Origin of the sequence: Thalassolituus sp. UBA2590, from assembly GCF_002339775.1 — a bacterium.
Taxonomy (GTDB): domain Bacteria; phylum Pseudomonadota; class Gammaproteobacteria; order Pseudomonadales; family Oceanobacteraceae; genus Thalassolituus.
This window is the reverse complement of sequence record NZ_DDKU01000066.1, coordinates 19,818-39,283: the sequence shown is the minus strand read 5'-3', so window position 1 is coordinate 39,283 and position 19,466 is coordinate 19,818. Positions and strand designations below refer to the sequence as shown.

General features: G+C 55.1%; 21 protein-coding genes. 16 read left to right on the top strand and 5 right to left on the bottom strand.

Features of this window, described 5'->3' with window-relative positions; genetic code table 11:
* The first annotated feature begins 34 nt into the window (after positions 1 to 34).
* The 12 genes from B2067_RS06255 to B2067_RS06200 all read left to right on the top strand — a co-directional run bounded on the left by B2067_RS06255 (position 35) and on the right by B2067_RS06200 (position 11,221).
* Positions 35 to 913, top strand: a complete 879-nt coding sequence (locus B2067_RS06255; RefSeq protein ID WP_297531738.1) for an energy transducer TonB — start codon at positions 35 to 37, stop codon at positions 911 to 913.
* Positions 913 to 1,470 (top strand): YqgE/AlgH family protein, encoded by a 558-nt coding sequence (locus B2067_RS06250; RefSeq protein WP_297531736.1) that lies wholly within the window; start codon positions 913 to 915, stop codon positions 1,468 to 1,470. Before B2067_RS06255 ends, B2067_RS06250 begins: the two co-directional genes overlap by 1 nt.
* Positions 1,463 to 1,921 (top strand): Holliday junction resolvase RuvX, encoded by a 459-nt coding sequence (gene ruvX, locus B2067_RS06245; RefSeq protein ID WP_068442969.1) that lies wholly within the window; start codon positions 1,463 to 1,465, stop codon positions 1,919 to 1,921. Before B2067_RS06250 ends, ruvX begins: the two co-directional genes overlap by 8 nt.
* Positions 1,921 to 2,415, top strand: coding sequence for a bifunctional pyr operon transcriptional regulator/uracil phosphoribosyltransferase PyrR (gene pyrR / locus B2067_RS06240; protein WP_297531781.1), 495 nt, complete (start codon positions 1,921 to 1,923; stop codon positions 2,413 to 2,415). The genes ruvX and pyrR overlap by 1 nt, the downstream gene beginning before the upstream one ends.
* A 13-nt stretch (positions 2,416 to 2,428) precedes the next feature.
* The gene (locus tag B2067_RS06235) at positions 2,429 to 3,418 is read left to right on the top strand and encodes an aspartate carbamoyltransferase catalytic subunit (RefSeq protein WP_297531734.1); all 990 of its coding nucleotides are present in this window, start codon (positions 2,429 to 2,431) and stop codon (positions 3,416 to 3,418) included.
* Positions 3,418 to 4,683 (top strand): dihydroorotase, encoded by a 1,266-nt coding sequence (locus B2067_RS06230; protein WP_297531732.1) that lies wholly within the window; start codon positions 3,418 to 3,420, stop codon positions 4,681 to 4,683. The genes B2067_RS06235 and B2067_RS06230 overlap by 1 nt, the downstream gene beginning before the upstream one ends.
* A 78-nt stretch (positions 4,684 to 4,761) precedes the next feature.
* Positions 4,762 to 7,542, top strand: a complete 2,781-nt coding sequence (locus tag B2067_RS06225) for a class I adenylate cyclase (RefSeq protein WP_301387818.1) — start codon at positions 4,762 to 4,764, stop codon at positions 7,540 to 7,542.
* A gap of 51 nt (positions 7,543 to 7,593) precedes the next feature.
* Positions 7,594 to 7,707, top strand: a complete 114-nt coding sequence (gene lptM / locus B2067_RS06220; protein WP_414716529.1) for an LPS translocon maturation chaperone LptM — start codon at positions 7,594 to 7,596, stop codon at positions 7,705 to 7,707.
* A 4-nt stretch (positions 7,708 to 7,711) separates the two neighbouring features.
* Positions 7,712 to 8,962, top strand: a complete 1,251-nt coding sequence (lysA, locus tag B2067_RS06215; RefSeq protein ID WP_068442988.1) for a diaminopimelate decarboxylase — start codon at positions 7,712 to 7,714, stop codon at positions 8,960 to 8,962.
* A gap of 26 nt (positions 8,963 to 8,988) precedes the next feature.
* Positions 8,989 to 9,819 carry a diaminopimelate epimerase gene (gene dapF / locus B2067_RS06210; RefSeq protein WP_297531727.1) on the top strand — a complete coding sequence of 277 codons (831 nt, stop codon included), beginning with the start codon at positions 8,989 to 8,991 and terminating at the stop codon, positions 9,817 to 9,819.
* Positions 9,820 to 9,839: 20 nt separating this feature from the next.
* Positions 9,840 to 10,511, top strand: a complete 672-nt coding sequence (locus tag B2067_RS06205) for a DUF484 family protein (protein ID WP_068442994.1) — start codon at positions 9,840 to 9,842, stop codon at positions 10,509 to 10,511.
* A 2-nt stretch (positions 10,512 to 10,513) separates the two neighbouring features.
* Complete coding sequence (locus B2067_RS06200; protein WP_301387817.1) at positions 10,514 to 11,221, top strand: HAD family hydrolase; 708 nt, start codon at positions 10,514 to 10,516, stop codon at positions 11,219 to 11,221.
* Here the strand turns inward: B2067_RS06200 and B2067_RS06195 are convergent.
* From B2067_RS06195 to B2067_RS06185, 3 genes are all read right to left on the bottom strand, one after another.
* On the bottom strand, positions 11,169 to 11,858 hold the full coding sequence (locus B2067_RS06195) for a DUF3047 domain-containing protein (RefSeq protein WP_068437634.1): 690 nt from the start codon (positions 11,856 to 11,858) through the stop codon (positions 11,169 to 11,171). The genes B2067_RS06200 and B2067_RS06195 overlap by 53 nt on opposite strands.
* A gap of 127 nt (positions 11,859 to 11,985) precedes the next feature.
* Positions 11,986 to 12,261 (bottom strand): hypothetical protein, encoded by a 276-nt coding sequence (locus tag B2067_RS06190; protein ID WP_301376665.1) that lies wholly within the window; start codon positions 12,259 to 12,261, stop codon positions 11,986 to 11,988.
* A 244-nt stretch (positions 12,262 to 12,505) separates the two neighbouring features.
* Positions 12,506 to 12,907, bottom strand: a complete 402-nt coding sequence (locus B2067_RS06185) for a c-type cytochrome (RefSeq protein ID WP_349676792.1) — start codon at positions 12,905 to 12,907, stop codon at positions 12,506 to 12,508.
* 232 nt (positions 12,908 to 13,139) lie between these two features.
* Between B2067_RS06185 and B2067_RS06180 the strand changes: the two genes are divergently transcribed.
* From B2067_RS06180 to B2067_RS06165, 4 genes are read left to right on the top strand one after another with little or no spacing between them, the layout of a single operon-like run.
* The gene (locus tag B2067_RS06180; protein ID WP_068440156.1) at positions 13,140 to 13,319 is read left to right on the top strand and encodes a YnbE family lipoprotein; all 180 of its coding nucleotides are present in this window, start codon (positions 13,140 to 13,142) and stop codon (positions 13,317 to 13,319) included.
* Between the two features lie 14 nt (positions 13,320 to 13,333).
* Positions 13,334 to 13,660 carry a YdbL family protein gene (locus tag B2067_RS06175; RefSeq protein ID WP_301376666.1) on the top strand — a complete coding sequence of 109 codons (327 nt, stop codon included), beginning with the start codon at positions 13,334 to 13,336 and terminating at the stop codon, positions 13,658 to 13,660.
* 31 nt (positions 13,661 to 13,691) lie between these two features.
* Complete coding sequence (locus B2067_RS06170; RefSeq protein WP_301376667.1) at positions 13,692 to 14,288, top strand: LemA family protein; 597 nt, start codon at positions 13,692 to 13,694, stop codon at positions 14,286 to 14,288.
* 15 nt (positions 14,289 to 14,303) lie between these two features.
* Positions 14,304 to 16,229, top strand: a complete 1,926-nt coding sequence (locus B2067_RS06165) for a M48 family metallopeptidase (RefSeq protein WP_301387815.1) — start codon at positions 14,304 to 14,306, stop codon at positions 16,227 to 16,229.
* 30 nt (positions 16,230 to 16,259) lie between these two features.
* On the opposite strand, the gene B2067_RS06160 is transcribed toward B2067_RS06165, so the two are convergent.
* Complete coding sequence (locus tag B2067_RS06160) at positions 16,260 to 18,758, bottom strand: ABC transporter permease (RefSeq protein WP_301387813.1); 2,499 nt, start codon at positions 18,756 to 18,758, stop codon at positions 16,260 to 16,262.
* Positions 18,758 to 19,447 (bottom strand): ABC transporter ATP-binding protein, encoded by a 690-nt coding sequence (locus B2067_RS06155; RefSeq protein ID WP_301387812.1) that lies wholly within the window; start codon positions 19,445 to 19,447, stop codon positions 18,758 to 18,760. Before B2067_RS06155 ends, B2067_RS06160 begins: the two co-directional genes overlap by 1 nt.
* Positions 19,448 to 19,466: the final 19 nt, after the last annotated feature.

Sequence of the window (19,466 nt, the reverse complement as noted above, 5' to 3'; positions counted from 1 at the left end):
CTTGCGCGCACAAAGACGGAGACCCTGACAGACCATGAGTGCCCAGACCGTATCAAGCAACGACCGCATGATGTTCGCGATATTTGTCGCGCTCATGGTGCATGCCATGCTTGTACTGGGCATCAGCTTCAGTGCCGAAGAAAGTCCGGCTTTCAGCTCCACGCTGGACGTAACACTCGCGGGCTACCGCAGTGAAGAAGCCCCAGAGGATGCCGACTTTCTGGCCCAGGAAAATCAGCAGGGCAGCGGCACCCTGGACGAAGCTGAGATGCAGACCACGGATGTCGAGGCCGATTTCCACGCCAACGATATCCGCGAAAATGTTCGTGAAGAGCAGATGCCAACAGCACCGCGCACTCAGGACAGCCAGCACACTCAGGTGATATCAACAACACGCAGTCCCACCAAGCAACAGCAGCAGATAGAAGATCCGCAAGCCCCGACACCCGATATTCCGGAGGGCCCTCAGCAAACTCTGCTGGAGCGCAGCCTGGAAATTGCCAGCCTGCAGGCAAAACTGGATACCGAGCGACAGCTTTACGCACGTATGCCACGGGTTCACCGTTTGACCGCAGCTTCGACTATGAAAGCCGCTGACGCTTACTACGTAAACCTGTGGCGTCAGAAAATCGAGCGAATGGGGGCAATCAACTACCCTCGGGAAGCTGAAAACTGCTACGACAATTGCCGCTTGCGGATTTTGGTATCCATCAATCCTGATGGCAGTATTCACGAGCTTGCAGTGCTGGAGTCTTCGGGCCGCAGAGTGCTCGATGAAGCCGCCACTCGCATTGTGCGACTTGCGGCTCCGTTCGCCCCCTTCACCAACGAAATGCGGCGCGAGATGGATCGACTGGAAATCATCCGTACCTGGCAGTTCACCGGCGATCGTTACCTGTCGGGGTCAAACTGATGCTTGAGCTGAACAGCCTTCGCAATCACCTGTTAATAGCCATGCCGGGGCTTGATGGCTCCTGGTTTGGTGGCACGGTGACCTACCTGTGCGAACACAACGCCGACGGCGCCATGGGCCTTGTGCTCAACAAACCCTCCAGCATTGAGTTCAGTGACATCTGTGAACAGCTGGACATTGATCGCCGCAGCCATATTGCACCCACCATTCTTCAGGGCGGACCAGTCAGTCCGGAGCAAGGATTCATCCTGCACGAAGAAACCGGTGACTGGGGCGCTACCATGAACATCACGGAACGAGCGCACCTCACCTCGTCGCAGGATATTCTGCGCGCGATTGCTCAAGGCACGGGCCCGCAGAATTATAGTCTTGGCCTTGGTTATGCTGGATGGAGTGCCGGTCAGTTAGACGAAGAATTGCGTGAGAATGCCTGGCTCACCCTGGAAGCCACCCCCGACCTCCTGTTCCGTCTCGATCAGCGCGACTTATACGACGTCGCACTCAGCAAGCTGGGCGTCAGCGCCGAATTTCTCAGTGACGAGTCGGGCCATGCCTGATTCTCCTCAGATTCCTGATCGCATTACTTCCGTCATGGGGTTCGATTTCGGCACGCGCCGCATCGGCATCGCCATCGGCCAGCGCCTGACCGACAGTGCCAATGCGCTCGAACCCATCAAAGCGAAAGACGGAGTGCCCGACTGGGACGCACTGGAACGCATCATTAATGAGTGGCAACCTGACGCCTTTGTCACTGGCCTGCCACTGAATATGGACGGCACCCCTTCAGAAATGAGTCGAAGAGCGGCAAAATTTTCCCGCCGTCTGGAAGGACGTTTCCATCGTCCTTCGTACACTCAGGACGAGCGCCTGACCAGTTACGAAGCAAAAGGTATGGTCATCGAAGAATCCGGACACCAGAACTTCGGTGATTACTCGGTAGACGGCCTTGCTGCCTGCCTGATTCTGGAAAGCTGGATGTCAGAACACCCGAAAGCAGGAGAGCAATGATGAATCTGCCGGATATAGAACAAATCACTCAGGACCTTGCAGAGCAGCTCACTGAGCTAATGACCGAACGCCAACTCGATAATCCGTTACTGGTTGGCATCCGAACAGGTGGTGTCTGGGTAGCCGAGCGCCTCAACGACACACTGAAGTGCACCGACGATGTCGCCTCGCTCGATATCAGCTTCTACCGTGATGACTTCACCCGCCACGGCCTGCACCCGAAAGTTCAGGGGTCAGAGCTGCCGGATTCGATTGAAGACCGACACATTATCCTCATCGACGACGTCATTATGAGCGGCCGCACCATACGCGCAGCCATGAATGAGCTTTTTGATTATGGCCGCCCAGCCAGTATTACCCTGGTATGCCTGCTGGATATTGGCCGACGCGAATTACCGATTCAGCCAGATCTCTGCGGAGCAACTCTGGCATTAAACGATGGCCAGCTGGTCAAGCTGACCGGCCCGCGCCCCTTAGTTCTGACTCTGGCCTGAACAGGAACACCACATGACTGATCCCAACACAGTCCAGCTCACCGAAGACGGACGCCTGAAGCACTTTCTGACGACCGAAGGCCTGAGCCGCGAGCTACTCACAGAAATACTGGATACCGCCGATTCCTTTATCAGTACGCAGGAACGTGCCGTAAAAACCGTTCCATTGCTCCGCGGTAAAACCGTGGTGAATCTGTTTTTCGAAAACAGTACCCGGACCCGTTCAACGTTTGAACTGGCAGCAAAACGTCTGTCCGCCGATATCCTTAATCTGGATATCGCACGCTCGGCGACTTCTAAGGGTGAAACCTTGATGGACACTCTCTGGAACCTCGAGGCTATGTACAGCGACATGTTCGTCGTTCGTCACTCCGACTCAGGGGCTGCGCATTTTATTGCCGAACAGGTAACGCCAAACGTCGCCATTATCAATGCCGGTGACGGCCGCCACGCGCACCCGACTCAGGCCATGCTTGATATGCTCACCATCCGCCGCCACAAAGGCGATATCGAGGGCAAAATCGTCGCCATCGTCGGTGATATTCTGCACTCCCGGGTTGCCCGCTCGCAGATTCATGCGCTGCGCACATTAGGGGCTGCAGAGGTCAGGGTCATTGGTCCGGGAACACTTCTGCCGTCGGATATCGAAAGCATGGGTGCTGTTCCTTATTACGACATGAGAGCCGGCCTTGCCGACTGCGACGTTGTGATCATGCTGCGCTTGCAGAAAGAACGTATGCAGAACGCACTCCTGCCATCAGAAGGTGAGTTTTTCAAACTCTACGGTCTGACGAAAGAAAAACTGGCATTTGCCAAGCCGGATGCCATCGTCATGCACCCGGGCCCGATCAACCGCGGTGTTGAAATTGAATCCGCCGTCGCCGACGGCAACCAGTCCGTCATCCTGAATCAGGTCAGCTACGGCATTGCCGTTCGTATGGCCGTGATGGCGATGGCCATGAGTGGCCAGCAAACACCCGTGAACAGTGAGGAGCCTGCCTGATGAGATATCTGCATATTGCGAATGCGCGGGTAATCAATCCTCAGACCCAGACAGATGAGATCACCGATATCTTTGTCGCTGATGGCCGCATTGCGACACTTGGTCGTAGACCCGATGCCGGTGAAATTGAACACACGATCGATGCCACGGGTCAGTGGTTAATGCCCGGTCTGATTGATCTTGGCGGTCACTTACCAGAACCTGGTTACAGTCAGAAAGGCAGCATTGCCAGCGAAACAGAAGCGGCCGCCCGCGGTGGCTTCACTCATATCTGCAGCTTGCCGGATACTAAACCCGTCGCGGACACCTCCGCGGTGGTCAAACTGATTCTGGAAAAAGCCAGCAAAGCCGGTTTCAGCCGCGTACTGCCACTGGGCGCTATGACACAGGATCTGGCCGGCGAGCAACTGGCCAGTATGTACACATTGTCAGAAGCTGGCGCGGTCGCCATGAGTAACGCCCGCCGCCCGGTCAAAAACAGTTACGTGCTGCGCCGCCTGATGGAATACGCAGCAACGTACGATATTCCCCTTTTCCTCAATGCTAATGATCTCAGCCTGTCCGATGGCGGCTGCATGCATGAAGGTCCTGTGGCGACCCGTATGGGCTTGCCGGGGATACCTGAAACGGCAGAAACCATCGCCCTCGCGCAGATTCTCCTCCTGGTAGAGCAGACCGGTGTACGCGCTCATATCAGCCAGATTACCTGCCGCCGCAGTGTTAGCATGCTGCAGCAGGCACTGGAAAACGGTTTGCGCGTTACCGCAGACACACCACTAGCTAACCTGCTCTACACCCACGAAGCGGTCACAGGCTACGACAGTTTGTACAATGTACAGCCACCGTTACGCAGTGAACGTGACCGTGAGGCATTGGTACAGGCCGTAGCGCGTGGTGAACTGGCCATCAGCTCAAACCATAGCCCTCATGAAATTGCTGCTAAGAAAGCGCCATTTTCAGATGCTGAGCCGGGCATGAGCCAGTATGACGCCTTCCTGCCACAAGCGATGACGCTGGTCGCTCGCGATGAGTTAACGATTGAACAGCTCGTGCGCGCTCTGTCGCTAACACCGGCCAATGTTCTCGGGCTGTCACAATCCCTGACGGAAGGAGCGGATTTTAATGCCGTCCTGTACGACCCGCGAGACGAGTACACACTCACTGCGTCAGAAATTGCCTCCGGGGGCCACAACCACCCACTGCTGAACCGAACTGTCTCGGGTAAAGTCGCACAGGTGTTTCTGGAGGGCTGCCGGATCAGCTGATTCTGACAGAAACGGTAAAACGGCGAAAAACGCCGGGGCATCTATACTGAAACACACACCCAATTTGTGCAGTAAGTGATGAACCCGGCCAACTCTATTCCGGACCAGAGCACTCTGAATCGCTGGCGTCAGAACTTTCTCGACCTCAACGCTCAGAAGCTGGCGTCCGCGCGAGAACAACTCTCTCCCCGACAGCAGGCCGTGCTGGATGTTCTGCCGCTTCTGTTGCACTGCAACGGTTCCCGCTTACCCGGCTATGTCGCGCCTCACACTCCGTGCGGAATCACAGGGTACACTCCGACACTTGAGCACCATTCAGCATTGCACCAGTTTGCCCGTGGTGCTCAGATCCCCAGAGACCCGGGGCAACGCTGCATTGAAGGCGTCTTCCTCATGGGTAGCCTTGGCAGTGTTGCCCAGAGCCGCAACAGCGACCTTGATGTGTGGTTATGCCACGACGAATTGATGACAGATCATCAGGTCAGCGCTCTTCAGGAAAAGTGCACACGCATTGAAAAGTGGGCCGACTCACAAGGCACGGAAGTCCACTTCTTTCTGATGAACCTTAAAGACTTCCGCGACGGTCAGAGCCAGTCGGCCGATGGCGAGGACTGCGGCAGCAGCCAACACCTGCTATTGTTGGATGAATTCTACCGCAGCGCCCTGTGGCTCGCAGGAAAAACCCCGCGCTGGTGGTTAACGCCCGAAGCACTGGAATATCAGGCCGACAGCTACTGGGCGAAACTTACAGAAAACCATCTCATCGATGTCGCCGACTGGCTGGACGTCGGCAGCCTGCCAACCATCCCTGCGGGTGAGTTCGTTGGCGCCGGACTATGGCAGCTCAACAAAGGCCTCACCAACCCGTATAAGTCACTACTGAAACTCCTGCTCAACCGGGAATATGCCTCTGCATACCCGGACATCCGGCCTCTGGCCTGGGATTTCCGCAAACAGGTTCAGGAAGGGAACGCCGACCTCTTAAATACCGACCCCTACCTTCTTATGCTGCACCGGCTTGAGTCTCACCTGAGCGAAGATGAGGGCGATCTGCGTGATCTTATGCGCAGGGCTTTCTACTTCAAATCAGGCGTTCAATTGACGCGACTGATCGGTAACCAGCGCCAACAGCGCCGGGTAAAAGCGCTTGAAGAGCAGATCAAAGAGTGGGGATGGACCTACACCTATCTGGATGAGCTGGACAGTCGCCAAAGCTGGCCAGCACGTAAGGTCATGAATGAGCGCAATGCACTGGTGACCCAGATGCTGAACAGCTACCGGGCGCTCGCGACCTTCTCGCAGGAACACGCTCAATCCCTGCACATTAAAGAACGCGACCTCAGAGTGCTCGGCAATCAGCTATTTGCTGCGTTCAGGGCCGAGCCGGGGAAGATCATCGACATCAACCCCAAAATCCGCAGCGACATGGAAGAGGAAAAGCTCACCCTCAATCTCAAAGAAGGCATCTGGCAACTGATACCGGGCAGCTGGCGTCCGGGAGACGACAGTGCCGTACTGATACAAACGCCTTCAATCATAGAGGCCCTGGTATTTGCCCGGCGTAACGGCATGCTCACCAGTCACTCCCATGTCGCACTGTATCCGGCGCATAACCCAGTGACGCAATATGAGCTCAGATCTCTGCTGCAGGACATTATGGAGATCCCCTTGCCGGGCAAAAAGAGCATCGACTTCACCAGTGACCAGACGCCTCTGCGCTGGCATTTGTTCGTCAATCCGGGCGTTAATCCTCAGCAATCACTGTCACGGCGAGGCATGCAGAAAATAAGCAACCGTGACGATGCTCTGGGCTTCAGCTCGAGTCGCGAGAATCTGGTGCAGTCGGTTGAACTTCTCACCATCACCAGCTGGGGAGAATGGCAGGTCAGTTACTACTCTGGCGCTGATACCGTGCACGAGGCAATGCTGCAGGTACTCAATTTCCGCAGTAAAGCGGATACCCAGGCCTGGCCAGAATGGCACATTCATTGTCATTGTCAGGTGCGTTCGGTTGCGATTCAGAAGCGCCTGGAGAAATTGCTGAGTGATCTGATTGATCACCTGTCACAGACTAAACCTGCGCCTTATCTGCTCCAGACAGGGGACAGCTTCCATCTCATTGAATACCGCCGCAGAGAGGTCGTCAGTCACCACGCTGAGAATCTCAAAGCGCTGATAAAGCTCCTCGCTCGTCCGCGCCCCCGCTTCCGCCGATGGCACCTCGACAGTCATGCGCTGCCCAGCAGCCCGCTGCGTCTGATTCTGGAACAGGGCGAAGGCGACCAATGGCACGTCTGGTACTGGCGCCAGAAAGGTAAAGTTTTCCTTTATGTGATGGACCAGTACGGCTCTCTGCATTATCAGGAGCAAAGTGGCTCAGATATTCGTTCAACCCTGGTGCCTTTACTGAGATTCATCCGTCGACTGAATCAACGCTGGGCTGATGAGTTGCAACAAGAGCGCTGGCCCCTACACCTGAGCGAACTGCTGCTCGATGGCGAAACCCTGTCTTTCAGTGCGGAACGTCGCCGTATCCCCGTAGAAGCCCGTGAGCCTGCAACCATTGAAGTCAGCGCTCAATCGCGCACCAAATCGGCTCTGGAAATATCTGTCAATGGCCTCACGCTGTCACAAGCCACGTCTGGCACTAAGTTATTGCAGGAGGCACGGCAAGCGATCATTGCTGCACGAGCCCACGACCATGCCCAACCTGTCTGGTTAAGCGATATAACTATCGATGACAACCGCCACCTGATCCGCCATCTGCAATTCAGGCAACGGCTAGAGCACCTGTTAAACCATCCGTCATCCGCCCCCTCTTCCCCGGCCCGCAAAGGACGCGCTCAGGCGCAGACATAGCACACCATTGCCCGTATAATGCGTGGCATTCTGTGGGAGGTAGCTATGAACCTGAAAACCATCGCCTGTGTGTCTCTGATATTGCTGTTCGCAATTGGCATCAGTGCCTGTGGTCAGAAAGGTCCGCTCTATCTTCCAGACTCCGAACAAGAACAAGAGCAGTAAGCCCATGTCAGCATTTTCATACCAGAACGGCAGCCTGCATGCCGAAAACGTCTCTCTGGCCGCACTGGCTAAAGAACACGGCACGCCTCTGTACGTCTACTCGCGCAGTGCCTTCGAACAAGCCTACCTTGCCTATACTGATGCTCTGGGTGAGTGGCCTCATCTGGTATGCTTCGCGGTCAAAACAAACTCTAATCTGGGGGTTCTGAACACACTGGCACGACTGGGCGCTGGTTTTGATATCGTCAGCATCGGTGAACTGGAGCGCGTTATCGCGGCTGGCGGTGATCCTTCGAAAGTGGTTTTCTCCGGTGTTGGCAAACAAGCCCATGAAATGCAGCGTGCGCTCGAAGTGGGCGTTCACTGTTTTAACGTTGAGTCTGAAGCCGAGCTTGAGCGCCTGAGCGCCGTAGCATCAGAACTGGGAAAAACAGCACCGGTATCCCTGCGTGTGAATCCTGATGTTGATGCACAGACTCACCCATACATTTCTACCGGCCTGAAAGACAACAAGTTCGGTATCGATATTAACGACGCCGTACGCATTTACGAAAAAGCCGCAGGCCTCCCGGGCCTGGACGTAAAGGGCGTCGATTGCCATATCGGCAGCCAGCTCACTGAAATTGATCCCTTCCTTGATGCACTCGACCGCGTTCTTGCACTGGTCGACGAACTCAGCGGGCGTGGCATCACCATCGAACACCTCGACCTTGGTGGTGGTCTCGGCGTGCGTTATCAGGATGAACAGCCTGCTACTCCGGCAGAGTACATTGCCGCGGTAAAAGAGCGTCTGGGCGATCGCACCTTCAAACTGATTTTTGAGCCGGGCCGTTCTATTGCCGCGAACGCCGGGGTCTTCCTGACTCAGGTCGAGTTCCTGAAGCTCAACGAGCACAAGAACTTCGCCATCATCGACGGCGCAATGAACGACCTGATCCGTCCTGCCCTCTACAGCGCATGGCAGGCCATTGTTCCGGTATCCGAGACTTCCGCTGAGCCAGAGCGCACCTACGACCTCGTCGGCCCTGTCTGCGAAACCGGAGATTTTCTGGGCAAAGATCGTCCATTGAAAATTGCTGCCGGAGACCTGCTCGCGGTAATGTCGGCAGGTGCTTACGGGTTTGTCATGGCATCAAACTACAACAGCCGTGGCCGTGCCGCTGAGATTATGGTCGACGGCGATAAGGCGTTTGTCGTCCGTGAACGCGAAACCGTCGCGTCATTGTTTGCTGGCGAAAGCTGCTTACCCGATTAATATCAGCCCGGATAAAGAGACAGTATATGTGGCTTAAATTCAGCAAGATGCATGGTATCGGTAACGACTTCGTTGTCGTTGATCTGATTACGCAGAGTGCGAACATTCGCCCGGAGCGTGTTGCCGAACTGTCGGACCGTAACTTTGGTATCGGCTTCGACCAACTGCTGGTCGTTGAAAAGCCAACCCGTCCGGATGTCGATTTCCAATACCGGATTTTCAATGCCGACGGCAGTGAAGTTGAAAACTGTGGCAACGGAGCACGTTGTTTTGCCCGTTTCGTCTACGACCAGAACCTGACAGGCAAACGCGATATTCGTGTTGAGACAGCCAGCGGTATCATGGAGCTGCACCTGACCGACGACCGACAGGTCATGGTCGACATGGGCAAACCTGAGCTGACCCCGGAGAAAATCCCGTTTATTGCCGATGGTTTTGCTACCGAGTACACCATTGATGTGCCTGACGTCGGTATTATCAACCTGGGTGCAGTCTCTATGGGTAACCCACATGCCGTGATCCGCGTCGACGACGTCGATACTGCTCCGGTCGAAACCTGGGGCCCGGCGGTGGAGTCCTGCAGGGAATTCCCGAACCGCGTCAATGTCGGTTTTATGCAAATTGTGAATCCACATCATATTCGCCTGCGGGTGTTCGAACGCGGCTCAGGTGAAACCCTGGCGTGTGGTACCGGTGCCTGCGCCGCGGTAGTTTCAGGCCAGCTTCGCGGCTGGTTGAATCAGGGCGTCAAAGTCAGCCTGCCGGGCGGTGACCTGTTCATCGACTGGGACGGCGAAGGCGCAGTGAAAATGACAGGCCCGGCTGAACGGGTGTTCGAAGGTAAAGTAAACCTCTGACCTCTAAGGAACAGACAGACATGAGCCAGACCCCGCGACTGACCGAAGCCGACGTAATCGCATATATGGAAGATCATCCCGACTTCTTTATCGGGAAGGACGACCTGCTCGCAGGTATGCGGATTCCACACAATAGCGGTCCGGCCACCAGCCTTGTTGAACGTCAGCTTGCCGTGCACCGTGAACGCAACGTTGAACTGAGACAGCGCCTGTCTGACCTGCTTGAAAACGCCCGCCGTAACGACCAGCTGTTCGAAAAGAGCAAACGGCTGGTACTGGCGCTGGTAGAGGCCACGACCTGGGTAGACGTTCAGGCTGCTCTGGATGACTCTCTGCGTAAAGATTTTTCGGTCGATGCCTGGGCCATGCTGCACTTTACCGAGCGTCAGCTTGAGCCACCGTTGATTGCGATTCACAGCAGTGAAGTACAACGCTCAGTGCACCGCCTGTTTAAAGGCCACAGAGCCATTTGCGGACAACTGCCCGAAGCCGATATTGCCCAACTTCTGGGCGTCGATGAATCCGCCTGCCGCTCTGTCGCTGCAGCGCATATCCGCGGCAAAGACAACCTCGGTATACTGACGGTCGCCAGTGAAGATCCGGGTTACTATCGTAGCTCTGTGGACACCCTGTTCCTCGACTTCATTGCCGACGTGCTGGCGCTGCGACTACCGCAGATTCCGGTCAGCTGAGCATGACCTTTGGGCTCATCACTTTCGACCTGGATCACACACTCTGGGACCCGACCAATGCACTGATCGCAGCAGAACGCGCAATGTTCAACTGGATCAGTGAGCACTCTCCAGTGACCGCTGAATTTTATCCGCCGGAAAAATTTCACGCCTACAAGAAAGATCTGGCGGCAGCCTATCCTGAGCTGACGGGCAAAGTCTCCGAGTTTCGCTTTCAGTTACTGCGCCGCATCTTCCTGCAGTCCGGCCACGACTCTGATAGCGCCCGGCGCATGGCGCAGGATGCCTTTGCAGCCTTCTATCAGGCGCGCAGCACCGACTTAATACTGTTTGAAAGTGTTACTGAAGTAATGGCAGAGCTGAAAGCGTCCTACCCTCTGATTGCCTTGACGAACGGCAATGCTGATCTTGATATCGCTGGGCATACCCATCTCTTTGATCGTCACCTGAAAGCCGATGACTACGAAGCCAAGCCATCACCGGAAATGTTCGAGGCTGCACTTGAGCACGCAGGCGTTGAGTCTCAACAGGCACTGCACATTGGTGATCACCCGGAGCAGGACGTCGCGGCAGCGCAGGCCGTAGGTATGAAGACTCTCTGGTTTCATGATAAGCAGACTGACTGGCCGTTAGCGGATTGTCAGCCCGATGGAGAATTCAGTCACTGGTCGCAACTGGTTCAAGCGATAAAGGCTCTGGAAGGTAGTTGACCGTCAGTTCGCTGATGTAACCACCACTGCGGACCTTGCGCCCATCCGGCTCGCCTATGCCCGCTTCAATACGGGTGACGGAAATATCCTCAGGTACATCCTCAGCCAACCTGCCGAAATCCTGCTTCAGGTCACGCACGACAGAATACCAGCGACGTGGCGCTTGCTGAGCACCGCTGACTACCCAGACGAATTCATTCTCTTCGATTATTTCACGATGTGTCGTGCGCTCCGCAGGGTTCCACACATAATGCAGGCGATAGGTCTGATCGGCTTCTGTGCTTGAGAAGTCCACTGTCACGCGCATCAGCGCCGCACTTGTTTCTTCATCAAACTGATCCAGTGACCACTGCCAGCTTAGCTGAGGCCTCGCCCCTTCACTGACAAACGGGCGACTTAACAGAGCACGCCCCATCCGGCTTTCCAGACGTACGATTTCGCCCTTAATAACGTCATAGTGAGGCTCGATAGAGCAATGGCGGCAGTCTTTGTTCCAATCGTCGATGGATTTTGCGGAAAGCAGTACATCAGCAGACGTGGTGTTGCTGTATAGCCACAGAGCGGCGAATACGAACAGGGCCAGTGCAGCGGGTAAGGCGTGTAAACGGCGGCGGTATTTTCTGGAATGGCTGGTCATGTTTCTGCATCCTTGCGAATCAACTTGCCTGCCTATTTTAGCACTTGCTCAGAAAACGACCAGTCACATAAAAAGAATTATCCGTTCTATGCGACTGGCATGACAGACTCATAGCAAACGAGTCGATTCAGATGGGACGGCTACCGTAGTTGGTCTGAGGCTTACGTGGAGGATCACCCATCACGTCCGAAGCGACTTCCTGAATTCGGCCGCCACGTGCCAGGAAGGCTTCGACATCTGACGCCATAGCCTCACGGAGCGCTTCGCGAGCAGCCTGAGAGCCATACTCAATATCATCATCTGAGGCGGCGGCCTCTTTTGTTCCGGTTTCCTGCTCGCCAGATTCCTCGTGCGAATCCTGATCGTTAAACTCATCTTCGTGCAGATCGTCATCATGTGCCATAAGACATCCCTCTTTCAGCGGTGTTCATTTGATGGGAATACTTATAGACAAGACGGACGCCGCTTCCAGCAACGCTAACCATTGGTAACAAAAAAAACATCAAAGCCGGATTTCAGTCACTGCCAGAGAATCCTGGGTGCAATATTCCCGACGAACAGGCTTTCAGCAATCACACTTTCTGATAAGAACAGCAGACATAAAAAAACCCGCCGAAGCGGGTTTCTCTTGAAACAGACTATGACGGTTAACGTCCAGCCATGTACTTGATCGCGTTCAGGATTTCATCATCAGAACAGGTCGCGCAGTTACCTTTTGGAGGCATAGCGTTAATACCCTTGATGGCATTCTGGAGTGTTTCATCCATCCCCTTCGCCAGACGATCATCCCATGCAGCGGTATCGCCTTTCTTAGGTGCGCCCAGTACACCAGCACCGTGACAGGCTGTACAGGCAGTGTTGTAAACTTCTTCACCCGTGCGAGGTTCACCAGCAACCACTGCAACGCCACCACATTCAGCGCCTACACATACCTCACCGACCGGAGCGATGCGCTCGCGGATTTTCTCAATCTGAGCGTCGCTCTCGGCGTATGCCTGAGCCATGACCAGAGTGGCGGCCGCCAGAATCAATGCTTTCAGTTGCTTCACGAAGATGTCCTCATCCAGTGCCAATCAGGCTTGTCGTAATTTTAGTGCACGCATTATAGCTACAAATCGTCCGGGTTTGAACGACTGGACATGATTCAGCGCAAGTATTCTGCCTCAGAGGCTCTCTGAAGGCTGTTATTTTCGTGATTCTTATACCAAACCTTACGCCCGCCCGTTCCCACATCATGCCCCGTGAGATAGAGTAAGCCTGAGACAGGTAAGGACTCTGACCATGAAAAACCCTCTATTGATTCTGCTGTTGCTGGCACCACTGACAGCCTGCACGCTTAAGGTAGCCGCCCCGGAAAAGCCGATTACCATCAATCTTAACGTCAAAATTGAGCACGAAGTCCGGGTAAAGGTCGAAAAGGACCTCGAGCAACTGTTTGAATCCGAAGACGATCTGTTCTGAACAAGGAGAAGACGATGAAACTCAGCAAAATGACAACCTTCGTCGCTGGCCTGTTGTTCAGTGTTGCTGCACTGGCCCTGGAACTGGACGATGCGAAAAACATGGGCCTTGTCGGTGAGCAACCCAATGGTTACCTCGGCCTCATCAGTGCAAACAGCCCCGAAGCGGCCGCTCTGGTGGTCGATATCAACGCCAAGCGTAAAGCCCGCTATCAGGAAATCGCGAACAAGCAGAACACGCAACTGGTCAACATCGAGCGGATTGCAGGTGAAAAACTGATTGAAAAAGCTCAGGGCAGCGGCGAATTTTACATGGACGGTTCAGGTCAGTGGCAGCGATAACGCCCTGACCTGAACATACGGAGAACGGACAATGACAACAACAGGCATCATTCTACTGGCAGTAATCGCCGGACTTATTCTTTTACTGGTCAGTGTGTACAACAAACTGGTCGCTCTTAAAAACCGGTTTCAGAACAGCTTCGCTCAGATCGATGTGCAATTAAAACGCCGCTACGACCTGATTCCTAACCTGGTTGAAACAGCGAAAGAGTATATCCGTCACGAGCGGGATACTCTGGAAGCCGTGATCAGCGCGCGCAACGAAGCCGCCGCTGGCCTCAAGGCAATTGGTGGCGACCCTGCGAACAGTGGAGGCATGGCTCAGTTAATGGGTGCTGAAGGCGCACTGGCTGGCGCACTCGGCCGCCTGAATGTCGTGATGGAAGCTTACCCGGAGCTGAAGGCAAACGAGAATATGATGCAGCTCACCGAAGAACTGAGCAGTACCGAAAACCGCATTGCCTTCGCCCGTCAGGCGTATAACGACTCTGTCATGGACTACAACACCTACCGCCAGAGCTTTCCAGCCGTCGTCGTTGCCGGCGCTTTCGGCCACAGAGAAGACGCCACTCTGCTGGAATTCGAAAACCGGGAAGTTCTGGAAGACGCACCCAAGATCAGTTTCTGAGACCCGCCGTAACGTATGAACTTCTTTCGCCATCAGGAAGAGGCGCGCCGTAACACCGGGCGCCTCATTCTGTTGTTCAGCCTCGCCGTCATCGCCGTTGTCCTGACGGTTAACCTGCTGTTTATTGCCGGTATTCATTTTGCGACCTATTCAGAGGGCCAGGGCTCACGGGTCTTTGAGATTTATGATGCTGAGCATTGGGCAGTGGTGAGCTTCACGACGATGGCTGTGATCCTGATTTCGAGCTTTTTCAGGCAGCTATCGCTGAGCAAAGGAAGTGATGTGGCAGACTCTCTGGGTGCCACACTTCTGGACCCCGGCAGTCGCGAAGCAGATGAAAGGCGACTACTGAATGTCGTTGAAGAGATGGCCATCGCCTCAGGGATGCCAGTTCCGGATGTTTACGTCATGGAAGACTCCGGCATTAACGCCTTTGCCGCAGGCTACCAGCCCAGTGATGCCGTTATTGGTGTCACACGAGGCGCAATATCGGCACTCACACGTGACCAGCTTCAGGGGGTTATCGCCCACGAATTCAGTCATATTTTTAACGGTGATATGCGCATGAACATGCGCCTTACCGGTATCATCTATGGCATCGTGTTTATCGGTGAGATCGGCCGCATGATTGTCCGCGGCTCACACAACCGCGGTTTTACGACACGTCGCACAGACCCACGGGCTGCCGCCTTCGGCTTTGCACTGATGGCGATTGGCTACGGCGGCGAATTTTTCGGCCGCATGATCAAGTCGGCGGTCAGTCGCCAGCGTGAGTTTCTTGCGGATGCATCCGCTGTGCAGTTTACCCGTAATCCGGATGGTATCAGTGGCGCTCTCAAAGTCATCGGCTACGGCGCGGGTTCCCGCGTTGGTTCACCGTCGGCGCTGGAGGTATCGCACTTCTTTTTTGGTCCGGTCATGCGCTTTCGCCGCACCATGTTTGCAACGCACCCGCCGCTGGATGAACGCATTCAGAAGATTCAGCCGGGCTGGGACGGGCATTATCTGAAGCCACGAATGCAGCATATCGAAGTTCGGGACTTTGCCTACAACGACAGCGACGCCATCAGCGGCTTCTCTGCCGGACATGGCGAGACACCTGAAAACGTCGATAGTACAGATACTGCAGTGGCTCACGCTGATACCGGATATGAAGCGATACCTTACGAAGCACGCGGTGAAGAATTCCTCAGAAGTGAAATCGCGATCATTAACGCGATGTCAGCAGAGGCTCTGGTGTTTGCGCTGCTGATGAGTGGCTCGACCGAAGATACGGCGCGTAAGCAGCAGAATATGATTCAGCAAAGGCATGGCAATGACACCTTCCGCGAAGCCCTGCGCTACCTGAATGAAGCCAGACGCTCAGACAAAGAGGTGCGCCTTGAGCTGGTCGAGCGGGCAATGCCGGCACTGCGTCGTATGTCCCTCAAGCAGTACCGCACGATGAATCAGACCCTGGTCAGCATGATTCAGTTGGATAACAAGATCGACCTGTTCGAGTGGTGTCTGTACCGGCTGATTCTGCAATACCTCGGACGCCACTTCGGCACCCTCCCGGCTTTCCGTCAGAAGCGTAAATCTGCCCACGCACTCGCCGACGATATTGCTGTTGTACTGGCCTACGTCGCCCACGCCGGAACGAAAAATTATCAGGCTGCGGTGCTTGCGTTTGAAGCGGGAATTACATCAGAGCAACTACTGATGCGGGACTGCAACCCGGAATACGCGCCGCACAAAAGTCTGAAACCGCTGAATAAAGCATTGAGTGCTCTGATCGCAAGTGCACCGGAAGTCCGGGAGCGGGTCATGCGCGCCATTTCTGTGTGTGTGCATCATGACGGCAAAATCACGATGGAAGAGCGCGACATGATACGCACCCTGGGCGCTATTCTGGAAACTCCGCTCGGCATGTTCGAGAACCCGGCTGAGCTGATCGACTGAGCGGGTGTTCTCAAATCAGACAAATCCAGCTCAGCCTTCCCGCAATACGGTCAGCGGCGGAACCCGACTGACTCTGCGCAGCATCAAGCTGCCCGGAATCGCCAATCCAAGGGCCGTTGCCGGCGGCAACCAGAGCCACGCCCAGCCAAGACTGCTGTAGGGAATATCCAGCAGGCCAATATACAAACCCGCCGCCACTAACTCCGCACCGATTAAGGCCAACACGGCTGACAGTACACCCAGGAGTGCGAACTCAACCCACTGTGCCTGACGCAGCTGTTTCCGCGCTGCACCAAAAGTACGCAGCACAGCCCCTTCAGTCAGTCGCTCGCGTGTCGATGTCAGCAATACAGATAACATCACCAGAACAGCGCCCAGCAATACAAACACCAGGATTAACTCGACTGCGGTCGTCAGTCGTTGCAGCAAGGTCTGCACCTGCGAAAGAATCGCGCGGGTATCAATAAAGGTAATGCCCGGGTATTTCCGGATCAGAGAAACCAGTGCGCCTTCATTCTCATCGGCAAGGTGGAAGCTGGTCATGTAGCCCATAGGTAACTCTTCCGTCAGGTCTGGCGACAGCATCATGAAAAAGTTTGGCGTCATCGCCGTCCAGTCGAGGCGACGCAAGCTGGTGATCTCAGCATCAAGGTCGACGCCAGCCGCACGGAAAGTCAGCACATCACCTAACCCCAGCCCCAGGCGTTCAGCCAGCTCATGCTCAACGGATACCTGCCCCGGGCCTGCAGCCGTCTGAGACCAGTCGCCACCGACGACTTCATTATTGTCGGGAAGCGTTTCTGCGGAGGATGTAATGAGATCACGATTGATCGAGCGGTCCTCAGCAATATCCATCTCACTTACCGCCATGCCATTTACTTTCACCAGACGCATCGGAATCATGGGATACAGGGCCTGAGTCTCAATGCTGTGATTCACCAGAGATTCAGAGAAACTTTCACGCTCAAAAGGCTGAATATTCAAAGCAAAAATATTAGGGGCGTCTTGCGGCATGCTGCGCTGCCAATCGGCCAACAGGTCTGTGCGCAACATACCAATAATTAACATCACCATCAGAGTCATGGCGAACGCCAATAGCTGCCCTGCCGTCGCGGTATGGCTACGACTCAGATGTTGCCAGGCAAACCTGAGGCTGAGAGGAAGCTTTCTGTTTCGCAACAAACTCCCGGCAAACCTCAGTCCTCCGCGTAACAGTAGAAGTAAAAGCAGCAAGGTCGCAGCACCACCGATCATCAGACCACCACTGAGCATAATGTCCTGCGTCAGCAGAGAGAGCAGCAGTGTCAGCGATCCCAACGCTAAGGCGTAAATCAGCCAGCCCTTAAGCGGCACAGGAACCAGATCCCGACGCAGAACTCTCAACGGACTGATGGAGGATAAAGGTAGCAAATGTGGCACACCAAAACCAAACAAGCCTAACAAACCCGCACTGAGCCCAAGAGCCCATGCACTCGGTGTTGCAGCCGGTAAGCCCTCGGGAATCAGGCCCGACAGTACCTGCAATAACCCTAGCTGCAGAAGGTAGGCGAAAAAGGCGCCAAGCAGAGTAGCTGCGCCTCCGAGAATCAGTAGCTGGGCGAGAAAAATCCGCAGTACCGATGCTCGGGGTAAGCCGAAGGTACGCATAAGAGCACTGATATCAAAGTGGCGCTCGGCGTAGCGACGGGCACTGACTGCGACGGCAACACACGCCAGAACCACCGCGAGAATAGCCGCCAAACCGAGATACCGGCGCGCCCGGTCAAGTGAGGCAGCCATCTGCCGATTACCATCCCCCAGAGCCTCAAACGACTGATTGGCTTTCAGCTCTACCGAATTCTGAAACTGCTCCAACAGACCGTCATCACCGCTGAGCATCAACCGATAACGCACGCGGCTGCCGGGCCCTAGCATCGGACTGCTTTCAAGCTCACTCCAATGCACCATAATGCGCGGTGATAAGGTGTAGAAGTTACCTCCCCGGTCACTTTCCTTCTCAATAAGGCCGGTGATCCGGTAAGTTTTGCCCCCCAGATCCGCTTCATCGCCCAAGCCGATATTCAACAACGACAGCAGGCGCGCCTCGACCCAGGCTTCTCCCGGTTCGGGGCCTGACTGACGCAATGATGCAACCTTATCGTCGACACCCAAGACCAGAAGTTCACCACGTAACGGATAACCATCATCAACGGCTTTCACCGCAGACAACGTCATCTGATCACCGGCGACGACCACGCTGGGAAAAGTGAGTGCCCGGGCCCGATCCAGGCCAAGGGAATCTGCCTCTGCCAACCATTCGTCTTCGAGAGGAGTGGTCGAACGAACTCGCAGATCAGCGCCCAGCATATCATTGGCGCTGGCCTGCATCGCCAGATCCAGTCGCTGGCTGAATAACGCAATCGCCGTGGTCACTGTCACAGCGAGCACTAGTGCCAGAAATATCAGCGTTAACTCGCCGCTACGCAGCTCGCGGCTCATCAATTTGAGTGCGAGTCTGACTTCTGTGGATCTGCCTGCTGCGTTTTTCATCAGGCGATTTCCTCCAACACCCCATCGGTCATTTTCAGGCGCCGGTCACACCGCTGCGCAAGGCGCTCGTCGTGTGTGACAAGTACCAGTGTCGTGGCAGATTCTTCGTTAAGCCTGAACAGGAGGGACTCGACCTGCTCACCCGTCGCACGATCCAGATTTCCGGTAGGCTCATCCGCGAACAGGATGTCGGGTTGCCCGGCAAAGGCACGGGCCAAAGCCACACGCTGCTGCTCGCCCCCAGATAGCTGACTCGGATAATGCGTCAGCCGATCCGCCAGACCAACAGAATGAAGCAGCTCAGTCGCCTCATTATCTGCGTTTTTCTTGCCGACGATCTCAAGCGGCAGCATCACGTTCTCCAGAGCGGTCAGTCCCTGAAGCAGATGAAAATTCTGGAATACAAACGCCACACCGCCCGCGCGGATAGCCGCCCGCTGGTCTTCATCCAACCCGCTCATGGCCTGCCCCAAAAGCGTGACTTCACCTTCTGACGGCAGGTCGAGCCCGGCCAGAATACCCAGCAAGGTCGACTTACCACTGCCGGATGCGCCGACGATCGCCACACTTTCTCCGCGCTTGATATGCAACGAAACTCCCTTCAGGATGGTCAGAGGTTCTTCACCACTGCGAACTGTTTTCACTAAGTGATCGGCACTGAGAGAGGTAGTATCTGTGTTGTCCGGCATACCGAATGGTTTCCTGAAA